The sequence below is a fragment of the Halomicrococcus pelagicus genome, from assembly GCF_050954125.1.
In genome coordinates, this window is the sequence record NZ_JBPBWC010000005.1 from 24461 (window position 1) to 39284 (window position 14824).

The 14824-nt window shown below is 65.7% G+C and carries 16 protein-coding genes; 15 read left to right on the top strand and 1 reads right to left on the bottom strand.

The genetic code is table 11. The annotated features are described in order from the left end of the window. Positions 1–90: 90 nt before the first annotated feature. The 14 genes from ACRYA2_RS11265 to nth all read left to right on the top strand — a co-directional run bounded on the left by ACRYA2_RS11265 (position 91) and on the right by nth (position 13355). The gene (locus ACRYA2_RS11265) at positions 91–1260 is read left to right on the top strand and encodes a 5-(carboxyamino)imidazole ribonucleotide synthase (RefSeq protein WP_433627864.1); all 1170 of its coding nucleotides are present in this window, start codon (positions 91–93) and stop codon (positions 1258–1260) included. Between the two features lie 10 nt (positions 1261–1270). Further along, a complete protein-coding gene (purE, locus tag ACRYA2_RS11270; RefSeq protein WP_433627866.1) occupies positions 1271–1909 on the top strand; it encodes a 5-(carboxyamino)imidazole ribonucleotide mutase in 639 nt (212 codons plus the stop codon). A 194-nt stretch (positions 1910–2103) separates the two neighbouring features. Continuing rightward, the gene (locus tag ACRYA2_RS11275; protein ID WP_433627869.1) at positions 2104–2511 is read left to right on the top strand and encodes an NADH-quinone oxidoreductase subunit A; all 408 of its coding nucleotides are present in this window, start codon (positions 2104–2106) and stop codon (positions 2509–2511) included. Continuing rightward, entirely contained in the window at positions 2508–3212 is a 705-nt protein-coding gene (locus ACRYA2_RS11280; RefSeq protein ID WP_433627871.1) for an NADH-quinone oxidoreductase subunit B, read from the top strand. Before ACRYA2_RS11275 ends, ACRYA2_RS11280 begins: the two co-directional genes overlap by 4 nt. After that, positions 3209–4867, top strand: coding sequence for an NADH-quinone oxidoreductase subunit D (locus ACRYA2_RS11285; RefSeq protein WP_433627874.1), 1659 nt, complete (start codon positions 3209–3211; stop codon positions 4865–4867). Before ACRYA2_RS11280 ends, ACRYA2_RS11285 begins: the two co-directional genes overlap by 4 nt. 38 nt (positions 4868–4905) lie before the next feature. Next, positions 4906–5958, top strand: coding sequence for a complex I subunit 1/NuoH family protein (locus ACRYA2_RS11290; protein ID WP_433628505.1), 1053 nt, complete (start codon positions 4906–4908; stop codon positions 5956–5958). Continuing rightward, positions 5958–6419 (top strand): NuoI/complex I 23 kDa subunit family protein, encoded by a 462-nt coding sequence (locus tag ACRYA2_RS11295; protein WP_113277557.1) that lies wholly within the window; start codon positions 5958–5960, stop codon positions 6417–6419. The genes ACRYA2_RS11290 and ACRYA2_RS11295 overlap by 1 nt, the downstream gene beginning before the upstream one ends. Before the next feature lie 57 nt (positions 6420–6476). Further along, positions 6477–6746, top strand: coding sequence for an NADH-quinone oxidoreductase subunit J (locus ACRYA2_RS11300; protein WP_113277556.1), 270 nt, complete (start codon positions 6477–6479; stop codon positions 6744–6746). Further along, positions 6743–7114: a proton-conducting membrane transporter gene (locus ACRYA2_RS11305; RefSeq protein WP_433627877.1), complete on the top strand. Its 372-nt coding sequence runs from the start codon at positions 6743–6745 to the stop codon at positions 7112–7114. The genes ACRYA2_RS11300 and ACRYA2_RS11305 overlap by 4 nt, the downstream gene beginning before the upstream one ends. Then, positions 7114–7419 (top strand): NADH-quinone oxidoreductase subunit NuoK, encoded by a 306-nt coding sequence (gene nuoK / locus ACRYA2_RS11310; RefSeq protein ID WP_113277554.1) that lies wholly within the window; start codon positions 7114–7116, stop codon positions 7417–7419. The genes ACRYA2_RS11305 and nuoK overlap by 1 nt, the downstream gene beginning before the upstream one ends. 2 nt (positions 7420–7421) lie before the next feature. After that, a complete protein-coding gene (nuoL, locus tag ACRYA2_RS11315) occupies positions 7422–9452 on the top strand; it encodes an NADH-quinone oxidoreductase subunit L (RefSeq protein WP_433627880.1) in 2031 nt (676 codons plus the stop codon). A gap of 1 nt (position 9453) precedes the next feature. Then, positions 9454–11031: a complex I subunit 4 family protein gene (locus ACRYA2_RS11320; RefSeq protein WP_433627883.1), complete on the top strand. Its 1578-nt coding sequence runs from the start codon at positions 9454–9456 to the stop codon at positions 11029–11031. Further along, a complete protein-coding gene (locus tag ACRYA2_RS11325; protein ID WP_433627885.1) occupies positions 11031–12527 on the top strand; it encodes an NADH-quinone oxidoreductase subunit N in 1497 nt (498 codons plus the stop codon). Before ACRYA2_RS11320 ends, ACRYA2_RS11325 begins: the two co-directional genes overlap by 1 nt. Before the next feature lie 135 nt (positions 12528–12662). Next, positions 12663–13355, top strand: a complete 693-nt coding sequence (nth, locus tag ACRYA2_RS11330) for an endonuclease III (protein WP_433627888.1) — start codon at positions 12663–12665, stop codon at positions 13353–13355. A 13-nt stretch (positions 13356–13368) separates the two neighbouring features. On the opposite strand, the gene ACRYA2_RS11335 is transcribed toward nth, so the two are convergent. Then, positions 13369–13851 (bottom strand): DUF7321 family protein, encoded by a 483-nt coding sequence (locus tag ACRYA2_RS11335; RefSeq protein ID WP_433627891.1) that lies wholly within the window; start codon positions 13849–13851, stop codon positions 13369–13371. Positions 13852–14008: 157 nt separating this feature from the next. Here ACRYA2_RS11335 and ACRYA2_RS11340 point away from each other — a divergent pair, with 157 nt between their 5' ends. After that, positions 14009–14800: a DUF7319 domain-containing protein gene (locus ACRYA2_RS11340; protein ID WP_433627894.1), complete on the top strand. Its 792-nt coding sequence runs from the start codon at positions 14009–14011 to the stop codon at positions 14798–14800. Positions 14801–14824 lie beyond the last annotated feature (24 nt).

Genomic DNA, 14824 nt, shown 5'->3' on the forward strand with positions numbered 1-14824 from the left:
CCGTCTTGGTCCCCGGATGTGCGAGAACGTGTATATCGGCCGAGAGAGTTGGCAAATCTTATGCAGGGGCGACGATAACTGCGGGGTACGATGCGCACGCTCGGCGAACCGCCGACGCTCGGCGTCGTCGGGGGCGGACAGCTCGGCCGGATGCTGGCCGAGGCCGCGTCCCCGCTCGGCGTCGAACTGGTCGTGCTGGACCCGACTCCGGACTGTCCGGCAGCGCCCGTCGTCCGCGAGCAGATAGTCGGCGACTTCGACGACGCCGACGCCCTCGACGAACTGGCGGCGCGCTCGGACGCGCTGACGTTCGAGATAGAGCTCGCCGACCCCGACCTGCTGGAACGGGTCGGCGAGGAACGCGGCGTCCCGGTCCACCCCGACCCGGCCACGCTCCGGACGATACAGGACAAGCTGGTACAGAAGCGCCGCCTGCGAGAGTGGGGCGTTCCGGTGCCGGAGTTCCGGCCCGTCGAGGACCGGGAGGACCTGCTCGCGGCAGGCGAGGAACTCGGCTACCCGATGATGCTGAAGGCCCGTCGCGGCGGCTACGACGGCCGGGGGAACGTCCCCGTCGAGAGCGCCGAGGACGTCGACGACGCGCTCGCCGCCGTGTCGGGCGACCTGATGGTCGAGGCGTTCGTCCCGTTCGAACGCGAACTGTCGGTCATCGCCGTGAAGGGCGACGACGAGGTGGCGACGTTCCCCGTCGGCGAGAACGTGCACGAGGAAGAGATACTCCGGGAGACCGTCGTCCCGGCGCGCACCTCCGAGGACACCCGCGAACGGGCCGAGGCGGTCGCCCGGGACGTGCTGGACGCGATGTCGGGGCGGGGGGTGTACGGTATCGAACTGTTCGAGACGGGCGAGACGCCGCAGGCGTCCCGGAGCGACGGGATTCTCGTCAACGAGATAGCGCCCCGGCCGCACAACTCCGGCCACTTCACCATCGAGGGGGCGCTCACCTCGCAGTTCGAACAGCACGTCCGCGGCGTGCTGGGCTACCCCCTGGGAGCGACCGACCTCCGCGGTCCGGTGGCGATGTCGAACGTGCTGGGCGACGTCGAGGAGCCCCGCCCCGCGGAACTGGCCGGGGTCGACGAGGTGCTCGCCACGCGCGGCGCGAATTTCCACTGGTACGGCAAAGACGAGGTGCGGCCGCTCCGGAAGATGGGCCACGTCACCCTCGTCGGCGAACCGTCCGCCAGCGACCTGCTGGCCGAAGCCCGCGACTGCACCGACGCGCTGACCTTCCGCTGACCGTACACCCATGACCACAGCAGACTCAGTCCAGGACCTGATCGAACAGTTCGAAGCCGAGGCGGAGCGCGACCGCTCGCCCAAGACGACCCCCGACGTGGGGGTGATCATGGGCAGCGACTCGGACCTCGACGTGATGGCCGGCACCGACGCGTCCCCGGGCGCGTACGACGCCCTCACGGAACTCGGCTTCGAGGAGGTCACGGACTACGAGGACCCGCCCGAGGCGCGGTTCACCTTCGAGACGTACGTCGTCTCGGCTCACCGGACGCCCGAACTGATGTACGCGTACGCCGAGACGGCGGAAGCGCGCGGACTGGACGTGATAATCGCTGGGGCCGGCGGCAAGTCGGCCGACCTGCCGAACATGACCGCGTCGCTCGCCTACCCGGTGCCCGTCGTCGGCGTACCCGTCCAGGAGAAGTCGCTGCCCTCCGTCGTGGGGATGCCGACCGGCGCCCCCATCGTCGCGGTGGACGCCGGCAAGTCGTTCAACGCCGCGTTGTCGGCGGCCCAGATTCTCGCTCGCGAACACGACGACCTCCGGGAGCGACTCATCGCGTACCACGACGACCTCCAGGAGAGCGTCGGAAACGTCTCTCGGCAGTTACACGAACGCGGCACGCCGGCGTTTCGGGACCGAGAGTAATCGCCGGCGTCTCGGTCTTTTTTCCGACCGTCCGAGTGCTCGTCCCGTCGAGTCGCTCGCCGGAAATGTAGCGTTACGCGAGAGAAAGCGTCGATTGTCGTATCTACCCACGAGCGGGGCTGAAACCGATGAATCGCAAGAATCAACGCTTATAGGGGTGCGCTCACAAAACACCGCTGCTAGGAGACTCCGGTATGAATCCATGGGTAGCCATTGGCGCGCTGGCACTGGTGGGGCTCCTCATTCCGTTCGGGATGATGGCGGTTTCGAGCCTCCTCAGGCCAACTGTGCCCGAAAAAGGAAAGACGGCCGTGTACGAGAGCGGCGAGGTCCCAACGGGGACGACGCGTATCCGCTTCAACATCCAGTACTACATGGTGGCGTTGCTGTTCGTCGTCTTCGACATCGAGACGGTCCTCATCTTCCCTTGGACCGTCATCTACCAGTCCGCCCTCGACAGCGGGGTCGGACTGTGGAAGGCGCTCGTCCCGATGCTGGTGTTCGTCGGCGTTCTCGTCGTCGGGCTCGTGTGGGCCTGGCGCAACGGCGCAGTACGGTGGGTTCGCACCCCCCGTGATCGGCAACGGAGAGTGGAACAATGAGCAACGAGCCACGCGAGTACATACAATCGAGTACAGACGCACAGACGAAGACCCGCGAGGCCCGAATGGGTGGGGGAACCGACAACCGGTTCAACTCGAAGCTTCGGGAGGCGTTCGGATCGTCGCCGTTCATCCTCACGAAGTTCGACAAGTTCATGAACTGGGTCCGGGGGTCGTCGATGTTCATGCTGCAGTTCGGTATCGCCTGCTGTAGCATCGAGATGATGCACACCTACGCGGTCAAACACGACCTCGACCGCTTCGGGTCGGGAGTGCCGCGGGCGTCGCCGCGCCAGGCCGACGTGATGATCGTCCCAGGAACCATCGTCTCGAAGTTCGGCCCGCGCATGAAGCGCGTCTACGACCAGATGCCCGAGCCGAAGTTCGTCGTCAACATGGGCTCGTGCTCCATCAGCGGCGGACCCTTCCAGGAAGGGTACAACGTCGTCAAGGGCGCGGAAGAGATCATCCCGGTCGACATCCACGTGCCGGGCTGTCCGCCTCGCCCCGAGGCGCTCGTGTACGGCGTCGTCAAGCTTCAGGAGCGCATCGCCAACGGCGAGACGAGTCCCGTGACGGTCAAGCCGTACGAACTGGAGCAGTTCGGTGACCTCGAACAGGACGAGATGGTCGAGAAACTCGCCGACCAGATCGACGAGGAGACGCTCATCATGCGCTACAACTGGGCTGATTCGCCATGAGCAAGCAGGAAGAGATCTCCGGAACGGTCGAGGGGACCAGCGAGGAGGCGCTCGCGGACCTGCTCGGCGACCTGGCTATCGGCCGCGAAGACCACAAGAACGCGCCGGCGTTCGTCGTCCGGCCCGACGAGGTGCAGGACGCGCTGTTCACGCTGCGCGACGAGGCCGGGTTCGACCACCTCTCGATGGTCACCGCACAGGACTACGAGGACCGCTACGAGAGCATCTACCACCTCACGAAGTACGACGACCGCACGCAGGAAGTGAGCGTCGTCGTCCCGACGTCGAGGGAGGACCCGGTCAGCGAGACGGCGGAACCCGTCTACCGCACGGCCGACTGGCAGGAGCGCGAGGCGTACGACCTCGTCGGCGTCGAGTACGAGGGTCATCCGGACCTGCGGCGCATCCTCCTGCCCGAGACGTGGCAGGGCCATCCGCTGAGTTCGAACTACGACCAGGACCGGCCCCAGCTCGTCCCCCTCCAGGAGCACCAGAACCCGCTTCAGGGGAGCCACCACGACGAGGAGTCGGACACGATGTTCCTCAACATCGGTCCGCACCACCCCGCGACCCACGGAGTGCTCCACCTCAAGACGACCCTCGACGGCGAGGAAGTCGCCGACGTGGAGCCGGACATCGGTTACCTCCACCGTTGCGAGGAGCAGATGGCCCAGAACGGGACCTATCGGCACCAGATCATGCCGTACCCGGACCGCTGGGACTACGCGTCGGCGGGCCTGCTCAACGAGTGGGCCTACGCTCGCGTCGCGGAGGACCTCGCGGACATCGACGTACCGGAGTACGCCCAGATAATCCGCACGATGGGTGCGGAGATCTGTCGCATCGCGTCGCACATGCTCGCGCTCGGGACGTTCTGTCTCGACGTGTACGGCGACTTCACGGCCATCTTCATGTACGCGATGCGGGACCGCGAGAAGGCCCAGAACATCCTCGAAGATCTCACCGGCCAGCGGATGATGTTCAACTACTTCCGGCTCGGCGGGGTCGTCTGGGACATTCCCGAACCGCGCGACGAGTTCTTCGGGAAGGTCCGGGACTTCCTCGACGACCTGCCGGGAGCGCTCGAGGAGTACCACGACCTCATCACCAGCAACGAGATATTCCAGACCCGGACGGTCGGCACGGGCATCCTCGAACCCGAGACCGCCAAGCAGTACGGCGCGACGGGTCCCGTCGCCCGGGCGTCGGGCATCGACTACGACCTGCGCCGGGACGACTCCTACGGCTACTACGACGAACTCGACTGGAACGTCGTCACCGAGGACGGCTGCGACAACTTCTCCCGACTGCTCGTGCGCATGCGCGAGGTCGAGGAGTCCGCGAAGATTATCGAGCAGTGCGTCGACCTGCTCGAAGACTGGCCCGAAGAGGAACGCGAGATACAGGCCAACGTGCCGCGTACGCTCAAGCCGGACGCGGACACCGAGGTGTACCGGGCGGTCGAGGGTGCGAAGGGCGAACTCGGCATCTACATCCGCGCCGACGGGACCGACAAACCGGCGCGGTTCAAGATCCGGAGTCCGTGCTTCTGTAACCTCTCGGCGCTCCACGAGATGTCCAACGGCGAGTACATTCCGGACCTCGTCGCCACGCTCGGTAGCCTCGACGTGATTCTCGGGGAGGTCGACCGATGAACGTCCTGCTACCGCTTCAGCAGGGCGGCGGCAAGAAGATGCTGCCCGAGACCATCGGCCAGTGGCTGTTCGGCAGCCAGATGACCGCGTGGCAGGAGCTGATAGCGGCGTTCCTCGGCGCGTTCATCATCGGCAATATCATGCTGGCGATGACGGGCGTCGCCGGACCGTGGGCCAAGCGGAAGATAACGGCGTCGTTCACCGACCGCATCGCGGTCAACCGCGTCGGTCCGTTCGGCCTGCTCATCATCGTCGCCGACGCCGTCCGCCTGCTGAGCAAGGAGCTCATCATCCCCGACGGCGCGGACCGCCCGGCGTTCGACGCCGCACCGGTCGTGATGGCCGGGTCGGCGCTGCTCGGGTTCGCCGTCATCCCGATGGGCTCTATTTTCGGCGTCAACGTGCAACTGGCCGACCCCGAGACCGGGCTCGCGTACGTGTTCGCGGTGGCGTCCATCGCGACGCTCGGCGTGACGATGGGCGGCTACGCGTCGAACAACAAGTACTCGATGCTCGGGGCGCTCCGGGCGGTCGCACAGAACATCGCGTACGAGATTCCCCTCGTCATCACCGCAGCGTCGGTGGTCATCTTCACGGGGACGCTCCAGACGAGCCAGATCGTCGCCCAGCAGCAGGAGACGCTCGTCAACATCGGCGGACTGGCGATTCCGGCCTGGTTCGCGTTCGTCAACCCGTTCGCGTTCGTGCTGTTCCTGGTGGCGAACCTGGCGGAGATCGGACGCAACCCGTTCGACATCCCGGAAGCACCGACGGAAATCGTCGCCGGGTACCAGACGGAGTACTCCAGCGTCTACTTCGTCCTGTTCTACCTCGGCGAGTTCCTGCACATCTTCCTCGGCGGTGCGATAATCGCCACCGTCTTCCTCGGCGGTCCGGACGGCCCGATACTGCCGGGCTTCATCTGGTTCGTCATCAAGATCTGGGCGTTCTTCCTGTTCACGCAGTGGGCGCGGTCGGCCGTGCCGCGCGTCCGCATCGACCAACTCATCGAGATCGGCTGGAAGGGCATGCTCGTCCTTAGCTTCGCCAATCTCGTCCTCACGGCCGTCATCGTAGGGGTGATGCTCTAATGATCGGAGTCCTGAAATCAATGGCAACAACGATGAAGCACGCACTGGACGGGTCCACGTTCACGGTCGAGTACCCGGACGTGGCACCCGAAGTAAGCCCGCGGTTCCGCGGGGTCCACAAGTTCAGCCAGGAGCGCTGCATCTGGTGTCGCCAGTGCGAGAACGTCTGTCCGAACGATACGATTCAGATCGTTCAGGACGACCAGCGCAACGGCGAGCAGTACAACCTCCACATCGGACAGTGTATCTACTGTCGACTGTGCGAGGAGGTCTGTCCCGTCGACGCCATCCTGCTCACCCAGAACTTCGAGTTCACGGGCGACACCCGGGACGAACTGGTGTACAATAAAGAACAGCTGAAGAACGTACCGTGGTACAAGGACATCGACCCGCTCGAATCGCGAGAACCCGACCGCGGTGCGTGGATCGGCGAAGGCGAAGGCGAGGTCGACTATCAGTAATCACGCCCGTCTCGAAATGTTGAAAGGGCGTTTCTACGAATCAACAAGGTGACTGAAATGGCATACGAGATGATTGCGTTTGGTCTGTTCGCCCTGGTAACGGTAGCGAGCAGTCTGGGCGCTGTCCTGGTGCGGGACGTGTGGCACTCCGCGCTGCTGCTCGGCGTGTCGCTGCTGAGCTTCGCCGTCCACTACGTGATGTTACAGGCGGAGTTCGTCGCGGCGATGCAGATTTTGGTGTACGTCGGCGGCGTGCTGGTACTCATCACGTTCGCAGTGATGCTCACACGTCAACAGAGTAGTACAGAGGAGGTGACCAACGCATGACCTCGCGTCCGCGACTACGGAGCACGTCGACCATGCTCCGCGGCGTCGTCGCCGTGGCGCTGTTCGTCGTTCTCGCCGTCGTGTTCCTCGGCGCGTCATTCGGTGACGCGACCGGGTTCCCGAACGGCGCGAACATCACCGCCAGCATCGGCTACGCGATGTTCAACCTGTTCGGCATCGGCGGCGAACAGATCGTCGAGAGCGAGGGGTTCCTCGTCGCGTTCGAGATAATCGACCTGGTGCTCGTCGCTGCGCTGGCGGCGGCCGTGATGCTGGCGCGTCGCGAGGAGGCCGGCGCGATCATGACGCCGCTCCGCGCTGACGGCGGCGAACCGGACGAGACGACGACCGACGGAGGTGACGAGTGATGGCGGTTCCGGTCGAAAACTACCTGCTGCTTTCGGCGGCCGTGTTCTGTATCGGACTGTTCGGTATCCTCACGCGCGAGAACGCGCTGATGTTCCTCATCAGCGTCGAACTGATGCTGAACGCCGCGAACATCAACCTCGTCGCGTTCTCCCACTACCACGGCAACGTCACCGGTCAGACGTTCAGCCTGTTCACGCTGGCGCTGGCCGCAGCCGAGGTCGCAGTGGGTATCGGTATCATCCTCGTGCTGTATCGTAACTTCAAGGACGTCGACGTGACCCAGGCGACAACGATGAGGTGGTAAAGATGGCGGCAACTGCATTCGAACTGGTTCCGGTTATCGCACTGCTGCCGTTCGTATCGTTCCTGATCGCGCTCTTCGGCGGCGAGTTCGCCAGGAAGATGCTCCCGAAGGGCGGGGCGCTGCCCGGTATCATCGCTATGGGCGGGTCGCTCCTGCTGTCGGGGTGGGCGGCCCTGACGGTCGCGGGCGGCCAGACGTACCACCGACAGATTACGTGGGTCGTCGGTAACGGCACCTTCGACCTGCACTTCGGCGTCTTCGTCGACCCGCTGTCGGCGATGATGCTCGTCATCGTCTCGCTCGTCTCGTTCCTCGTCCACATCTTCAGTCTCGGTTACATGAACGACGAGGACGAGATAGGGCTACCGCGGTACTACGCCGGCCTCGGCCTGTTCAGCTTCAGCATGCTCGCGTTCGTGTTCGCCGACAACCTGCTGATGGCGTTCATGTTCTTCGAGCTGGTCGGGCTGTGCTCGTACCTGCTCATCGGGTTCTGGTTCCGCCAGCCGGCGCCGCCGAGCGCGGCGAAGAAGGCGTTCCTCGTCACCCGCTTCGGTGACTACTTCTTCCTCATCGGCGTCGTCGGCGTGTTCGCAACGTTCGGTACGGCGACCTTCGTCGGCGACCACTCGTTCGTCCACGCGGCCGAGCAGGCGCTCGGCGAGGGCGGTGCGGGCGAGGTGACCACGTTCTTCGGGCTCGACCCGCAGGCGTGGTTCGCCGTGCTCGGACTGCTCGTGCTGGGCGGCGTCATCGGCAAGTCGGCGCAGTTCCCGCTGCACACGTGGCTGCCCGACGCGATGGAGGGTCCGACCCCCGTCTCCGCGCTCATCCACGCGGCGACGATGGTCGCGGCCGGCGTCTACCTCGTCGCCCGGATGTACGGGTTCTACGCCCTGCTGCCGACGGTGCTCGCCATCATCGCGTTCGTCGGCGGGTTCACCGCACTGTTCGCGGCGACGATGGGCGTCGTCAAGGACGAGATAAAGCAGGTGCTGGCGTACTCGACCATCTCCCAGTACGGGTACATGATGCTCGGCCTGGGAGCCGGCGGCTACGTCGCGGCGACCTTCCACCTGATGACCCACGCGTTCTTCAAGGCCCTGCTGTTCCTCGGTGCCGGGTCCGTCATCATCGCCATGCACCACAACGAGGACATGTGGGACATGGGCGGCCTGAAGAACCACATGAAGGTGACGTACTACACCTTCCTCTCGGGGTCGCTCGCCCTGGCGGGCATCGTCCCGTTCGCGGGCTTCTGGTCGAAGGACGAGGTGCTGTACGAGGCGCTCGTCCACGGCATGGAGAACGAAATCCTGCTCGCGGCGTACGCCATGGGGCTGCTCGCGGTGTTCTTCACCGGGTTCTACACGTTCCGGATGGTGTTCCTCACCTTCCACGGCGAACCCCGGACCGACACCGCTCGTGACCCCCACGGCGTCCGCTGGAACGTGAAGGGACCGCTCGTCGTGCTCGGCGTCCTCGCGGCGACAGCCGGGTTCGTCAACATGGTGCCGGTCGCGGAGCTGACCGGCGCGCACATCGAGTACCTCCACGCGTGGCTCAACGGTCCGGTGGAGGCGACCAGCGCCCACCACTACGGCGACCTGCTCTCCGAGGTCGCCGGCTACGAGGCGGCCGAGGGCGTGTCGCCGCTCGTGCCGGGCGCGGTGAGTCTCGCCCTCGCGCTGGCGGGCGCGGGACTGGCGTGGGCGCTCTACAACGAGGACTCGCCCGAGCCGCACACGGACAAGCTCGGCAGCGCGAAGACCGTACTGTTCAACAACTACTACCAGGACGAGTACCAGGTCTGGCTGGCCGAGGGCGTCACGCTCCCGCTCGCGCGGGCCGCCGACAAGTTCGACCAGGGCGTCATCGACGGCGTCGTCAACGGCGTCTCCAGCGTGAGCCTCTTCGGTGGGAGTCGCGTCAAGCGCGTCCAGAGCGGCGTCGTGACGAACTACGCCCTCCTGCTCGTGTTGAGCTTCGTCGTCCTGCTCGTCGTCATCGGCTTCACGGGAGGTTGGTTCTGAAATGTGGATCGAAGCGCTAATCGCGACTACGCTGGTCAGCGCGTTCGTCGTCTTCGTCGCCCCCAATCGGGTCGCGGGGAAGCTTGCGTTCGCGCTGAGCCTGCTCCCGACGGCCGGGAGCATCTGGATGTACAGTCGGTTCGGCTCGACCGGCGCGGAAGGCAACGCCCTGCTGGGCGGTAGCCTCGCCTTCGAGACGAACGCCAACTGGCTCGCACTCGGGCCGTACTCGCTGAACTGGCACGTCGGCCTCGACGGCATCAGCATGCCGCTGCTCGTACTGACGACGGTGCTCACCCCGCTCGCTATCCTGGCGGCGTGGACGCCCATCGACGAGCGCCAGAGCCAGTTCTACGGCCTGATGCTGTTCATGGAGACGAGCCTGCTCGGCGTCTTCGCGGCGCTCGACTTCTTCGTCTGGTTCGTCTTCTGGGAGATGGTCCTGGTGCCGATGTATCTGCTCATCGGCGTCTGGGGCGGCCCGCGCCGCAAGTACGCGGCGATCAAGTTCTTCGTGTACACGAACGTCGCCTCACTGGTGATGTTCATCGGGTTCATCGCGCTCGTGTTCGGACTGGGCGACTCGGTGACGTCGATGGACATGCCGGCCATCGCCCAGGCGCTCAACGACGGCGGCATGACAGGGTTCGCCGGCGTGGGCGCGAACACCCTGAAGGTACTGGCGTTCTTCGCCATGTTCCTCGGGTTCGCGGTGAAGGTCCCGGTCGTCCCGTTCCACACGTGGCTGCCGGACGCCCACGTCGAGGCCCCGACGCCGGTCTCCATCATGCTGGCCGGCGTCCTGCTGAAGATGGGCACGTACGCGCTGTTGCGGTTCAACTTCACGATGCTGCCGGGCGTGGCGCGCGACTACGCGCTGCTCATCGCCCTGTTCGCCGTCGTGAGCGTCATCTACGGCGCGATGCTGGCGCTCGCCCAGACGGACCTCAAGCGCATCGTCGCGTACTCCTCGGTGTCCTCGATGGGGTACGTCATCCTCGGCCTCGTCGCGTACACGATGTACGGTGTCGGCGGTGCGACCTTCCAGATGGTCGCCCACGGGCTCATCTCGGGTCTGATGTTCATGGCGGTCGGCGTCATCTACAACACGACCCACACCCGGATGGTCTCGGACATGTCCGGGCTCGCCGACCGGATGCCCATCACCGTCGCGGTGTTCGTCGCGGGCGCGTTCGGCTACATGGGTCTGCCGCTGATGGCCGGTTTCGCCGCGGAGTTCTTCATCTTCGTCGGCGCGTTCGAGTCGACCGTGCTCGCCGGCACCGTGCTGGGGACGAACGGTCTCGCCATCATCACGGCGATAGCGATGTTCGGCATCGTCATCGTCGCCGGCTACCTGCTGATGGCGATGCAGCAGACGCTGTTCGGGCCGTTCGAGGTCGAGACCGACTACGACGTCGGCCGCGCGGCGTTCCACGACGTCGCGCCCCTCGTGGTGCTCGTCCTGCTGGTCATCCTGCTCGGGGTCGACCCGAACATATTCTACACGATGATCCAGGACGCGGTCCGTGACATCCCCACCGTTGCCCAGGCCGCGGCGACGGGAGGTGGTCACTGATGGCGTTCCAGTGGCCGACGTGGTCCGCGATAGCGCCCACGCTCGTCCTCGGCCTGACCGCCATGCTGCTGTTCGTCGTGGACAGCATCTGGCCCGACTCGACGAACCGGGGGCTGCTGTCCGGCATCGCGACCGTCGGGTCGGTCGTCGCGCTCGGCATCACCGGCTGGTTCCTCAGCGCCAGTACGGGCGAGGAGGCCATCACGATGTACAACGGCGCGCTGGTCGTCGACACGATGAGTCTGTTCTTCGTGCTCATCTTCACCAGCGTCACCGCGCTGGTGACGGTGGCGAGCTACGACTACCTGCGTGACCACTCCTACCAGGCGGAGTACTACGCGCTGGTCATGCTGGCCGCGACGGGCATGACGCTGATGGCGAGCGCCAACAGCCTCGCCGTCGTGTTCGTCAGCCTCGAACTCGCCAGCCTGCCGTCGTACGCGCTGGTCGCCATCCTCAAGCAGAACCGCGGCAGCGTCGAGGCAGGTCTGAAGTACTTCCTCATCGGCGCGCTGTCGTCGGCTATCTTCGCCTACGGCATCAGCCTCGTCTACGGCGTCACCGGGTCGCTGCGGCTGTCCCAGGTGGCGTCGGTGCTCGCTGGCAGCGGCTGGGACGGCGTCTCGGGCGTGCTCGGCGTCGGCGTGCTGATGGTGCTCGGCGGGTTCGCCTTCAAGACCGCCTCGGTGCCGTTCCACTTCTGGGCGCCCGAGGCGTACGAGGGCGCACCCGCGCCCATCTCGGCGTTCCTCTCGTCGGCCTCGAAGGCCGCCGGGTTCGCCGTCATGTTCCGCGTGTTCACCACCGCGTTCCCCTTCGAGGCCGTCGCCGCGACGGTCGACTGGGTGCTGGTGTTCCAGATACTCGCGGTCGTGACGATGACGCTCGGTAACCTCGCCGCCGCGACCCAGGACAAGGTCAAGCGCATGCTGGCGTACTCGTCCATCGGGCACGCGGGCTACGCACTCATCGGGCTGGCGGCGCTGTACGGCCCGAACGCGAACAACGAGTGGGTGATGGGCGGTGCGATGGTCCACCTGCTCGTCTACGGCTTCATGAACACGGGCGCGTTCCTGTTCATCGGCCTGGTCGAGCACTGGGAACTCGGCCGCACCTTCGAGGACTACAACGGTCTGGCCAAGCAGGCGCCCGTCGCCTGCGTCGCCATGACGGCGTTCATGTTCAGCCTCGCCGGCCTGCCGCCGTTCGCGGGCTTCATGAGCAAGTACGTCCTCTTCGCGGGCGCGGTCGGTGCCGGCTTCTGGTGGCTCGCTGCCCTCGGCGCGGCCAACAGCGCGCTGTCGCTGTTCTACTACAGCCGTGTCGTGAAGGCGATGTGGATAGAGGACCCGTCGGGCGAGTTCGAGATGGAGAGCCGCCCGGTCGGACTCTACGCGGCCATCGTCGCCGCCGCCATCATGACGGTGGCGCTGCTTCCGGTGTTCGGTCCCGCCACCAAGGAGGCGTTCGCCGCCGCGGCGGCGCTGTTCGCCTGACCGGCGCAGGACCGCTCCCGTCGCTCTTCTCGTTTTTCCCGTCTCTCGCCCACCAGCGTCGACGCCGCCGCTTCGTCCGGTCGACGCGGTTCGGAGACCGAACCACTCAAATCCGCGGTTGCCAACCACGCGGGTATGGGCGAACCGCGCGAACCACGCGAGGAACAGGTAGCGGAAGTGCTCGACAGGCTCTACGAGGCGTACCCCGACTCCACTATCTCGCTGAACTTCTCGAACCGGCTCGAACTGCTCATCGCGGTCATGCTCTCGGCGCAGTGCACGGACGAACGCGTCAACGAGGAGACGGCGGACCTCTTCGAGAAGTACGAGACGGTCGAGGACTACGCGAACGCAGACGTGGACGAGCTATCGGAGGACATCGGCTCCATCACCTACCACAACAGCAAGGCCGACTACATCGTCAGCTCCGCCCGGACCATGCTGGAGGAGCACGACGGCGAGGTCCCGGACACGATGGACGAACTGACCGAACTGAAAGGCGTCGGGCGCAAGACGGCGAACGTCGTCCTCCAACACGGTCACGACGTGGTAGAGGGCATCGTCGTCGACACCCACGTCCAGCGCATCTCGCGACGTCTCGCCATCACGGAGGAGGAACGCCCGAAGGCCATGGAGCAGGACCTGATGTCCGTCGTCCCCGAAAAGGACTGGCAGCAGTACACGCACCTGTTGATCAGCCACGGCCGCGAGACCTGCACCGCGCGCAGTCCGGACTGCGGCGACTGCGTGCTTGAGGACCTCTGTCCGTCGTCGAAGCTCGACCACGACGTCGACCTCGCCAGCGGCGAGTCGTGGGACGAGCGTTAGGTCCTCGCGGCGTTCAGAGCGCGACATACTTGATGACGTAGCGGCCGATTCCCAGCGCCCACGCCAGGAGCCAGAAGACGACGTAGCCCGCGACGCCGGCGCGGAGCCGCCAGCGCCACGAGGACATGTCCTCGTGTAGTTCGTCGATGTCGACATCGCGGTCGGGTGCGTCGTACATGTCGTGGTTGCGCTTGACCTGGAAGATGCGGACGATGCCGGTGAGCGCGAACACGAGCATCGCGTACGCCTGCAGTCCGAGGAAGGCGTGGACCGCCGCGAGGCCGCCGAGCTGGGAGACGAAGCGGGGGAGCATCCAGCCGAGGACCGGCACCGTCGTCAGCAGGAGTCCGACGACGATGAACCGGAGGTGGTGGGTGAGCACGTCCCAGGTGACGACCTCGGCGTCGACGATTATCCACGCGCCGTAGAGGTAGAACGGGAAGCTCGCGGTGACTACCAGCGCGACCACCGTCGCCACCGCCGCGTCGCTCACCATGCGAGGGGGTTGGACCGAGCGGCGTTAAACTGTGCGGAACATCGCTGGACGAATCCGGCGTGCGACGCCCGGATTTCGGCGTGTGAACGCCCCGGTCGCCGCTCCCGGCTCCCTGATGTCAGAAGACGTTTAGCCGTCGAACCGTAAGGTCAACACGATGGCTGACTCCGACAGTGGGACGCAGGCAGGGGATGCCGACGACGAGTCCCGCGAGGAACTCCGCCGCGAGGTCGAAGGAAAGTACGACTTCGACGATTTCGGCCCCGAGGACATGGCGGAGATGGACCTCGAGGAGTGGGAGGCCGCGTTCGACCCCGACTCGTGGATCACGGGCGACCGCCTGCTCGACAGGGTCGAGGCCGACCTCCGGAATCGGATAGCGAACCGGGACGTGTTCGCGGTTCTCGAACGCGTCACCCGGGACGGCCAGTCCCAGTTGCTCGCCTACTCCGACGAGGGGTACGCTATCGTCTACCCGGACGGGAGCGTCGAGGGGAGCGGGACCGTGCTCCGAGACGTGAAGCCGACTATCGCCCTGGCGTCGATGGAGGAGTACGACGTGCCCGACGCCCCCGACGAGGCCCTGCCGGACCCCGACGAGGTGCCGGAGGGCAGCGGCGAACTGGGGAACAAGCTGATGGGAATCATCGCCGGCATACACGTCGTCGCGGGCATCGGGATGCTCGTCGCGTGGGTGGTAGTGAGTCTCGGCATTCTCGACGTGTCCCGGAACATCCGGCAGGCGTCGGCGCTGCTGGCGGTGGTCGGTGGCGGATTCCTCCTCTTCGGCCTGTTCGTCCTTCTGCTGGTCGCGAACGCGCGGCTCTCCGACCGCTTCCGTTCGGAGGAGTACCGCAACCGACTTCGGAACGCCGGCGTGGAGTCGGGCGAACGCCCCGACTTCCTGCCGATAGACGACGATGACGCAGAGACGGACGCGGACGATTGACGGCGAAATCGCCGTCAGTCCGAC

Excerpts from the sequence above, each read along its gene's own strand:
- ACRYA2_RS11335 (WP_433627891.1), bottom strand. The coding sequence starts at position 13,851 with ATGGTGAGCGACGCGGCGGTGGCGACGGTGGTCGCGCTGGTAGTCACC.
- ACRYA2_RS11285 (WP_433627874.1), top strand. The coding sequence starts at position 3,209 with ATGAGCAAGCAGGAAGAGATCTCCGGAACGGTCGAGGGGACCAGCGAG.
- ACRYA2_RS11290 (WP_433628505.1), top strand. The coding sequence starts at position 4,906 with ATGCTGCCCGAGACCATCGGCCAGTGGCTGTTCGGCAGCCAGATGACC.
- nth (WP_433627888.1), top strand. The coding sequence starts at position 12,663 with ATGGGCGAACCGCGCGAACCACGCGAGGAACAGGTAGCGGAAGTGCTC.
- ACRYA2_RS11305 (WP_433627877.1), top strand. The coding sequence starts at position 6,743 with ATGACCTCGCGTCCGCGACTACGGAGCACGTCGACCATGCTCCGCGGC.
- nuoK (WP_113277554.1), top strand. The coding sequence starts at position 7,114 with ATGGCGGTTCCGGTCGAAAACTACCTGCTGCTTTCGGCGGCCGTGTTC.
- ACRYA2_RS11280 (WP_433627871.1), top strand. The coding sequence starts at position 2,508 with ATGAGCAACGAGCCACGCGAGTACATACAATCGAGTACAGACGCACAG.
- nuoL (WP_433627880.1), top strand. The coding sequence starts at position 7,422 with ATGGCGGCAACTGCATTCGAACTGGTTCCGGTTATCGCACTGCTGCCG.
- ACRYA2_RS11295 (WP_113277557.1), top strand. The coding sequence starts at position 5,958 with ATGATCGGAGTCCTGAAATCAATGGCAACAACGATGAAGCACGCACTG.
- ACRYA2_RS11275 (WP_433627869.1), top strand. The coding sequence starts at position 2,104 with ATGAATCCATGGGTAGCCATTGGCGCGCTGGCACTGGTGGGGCTCCTC.
- ACRYA2_RS11320 (WP_433627883.1), top strand. The coding sequence starts at position 9,454 with ATGTGGATCGAAGCGCTAATCGCGACTACGCTGGTCAGCGCGTTCGTC.
- ACRYA2_RS11340 (WP_433627894.1), top strand. The coding sequence starts at position 14,009 with ATGGCTGACTCCGACAGTGGGACGCAGGCAGGGGATGCCGACGACGAG.
- purE (WP_433627866.1), top strand. The coding sequence starts at position 1,271 with ATGACCACAGCAGACTCAGTCCAGGACCTGATCGAACAGTTCGAAGCC.
- ACRYA2_RS11265 (WP_433627864.1), top strand. The coding sequence starts at position 91 with ATGCGCACGCTCGGCGAACCGCCGACGCTCGGCGTCGTCGGGGGCGGA.
- ACRYA2_RS11300 (WP_113277556.1), top strand. The coding sequence starts at position 6,477 with ATGGCATACGAGATGATTGCGTTTGGTCTGTTCGCCCTGGTAACGGTA.
- ACRYA2_RS11325 (WP_433627885.1), top strand. The coding sequence starts at position 11,031 with ATGGCGTTCCAGTGGCCGACGTGGTCCGCGATAGCGCCCACGCTCGTC.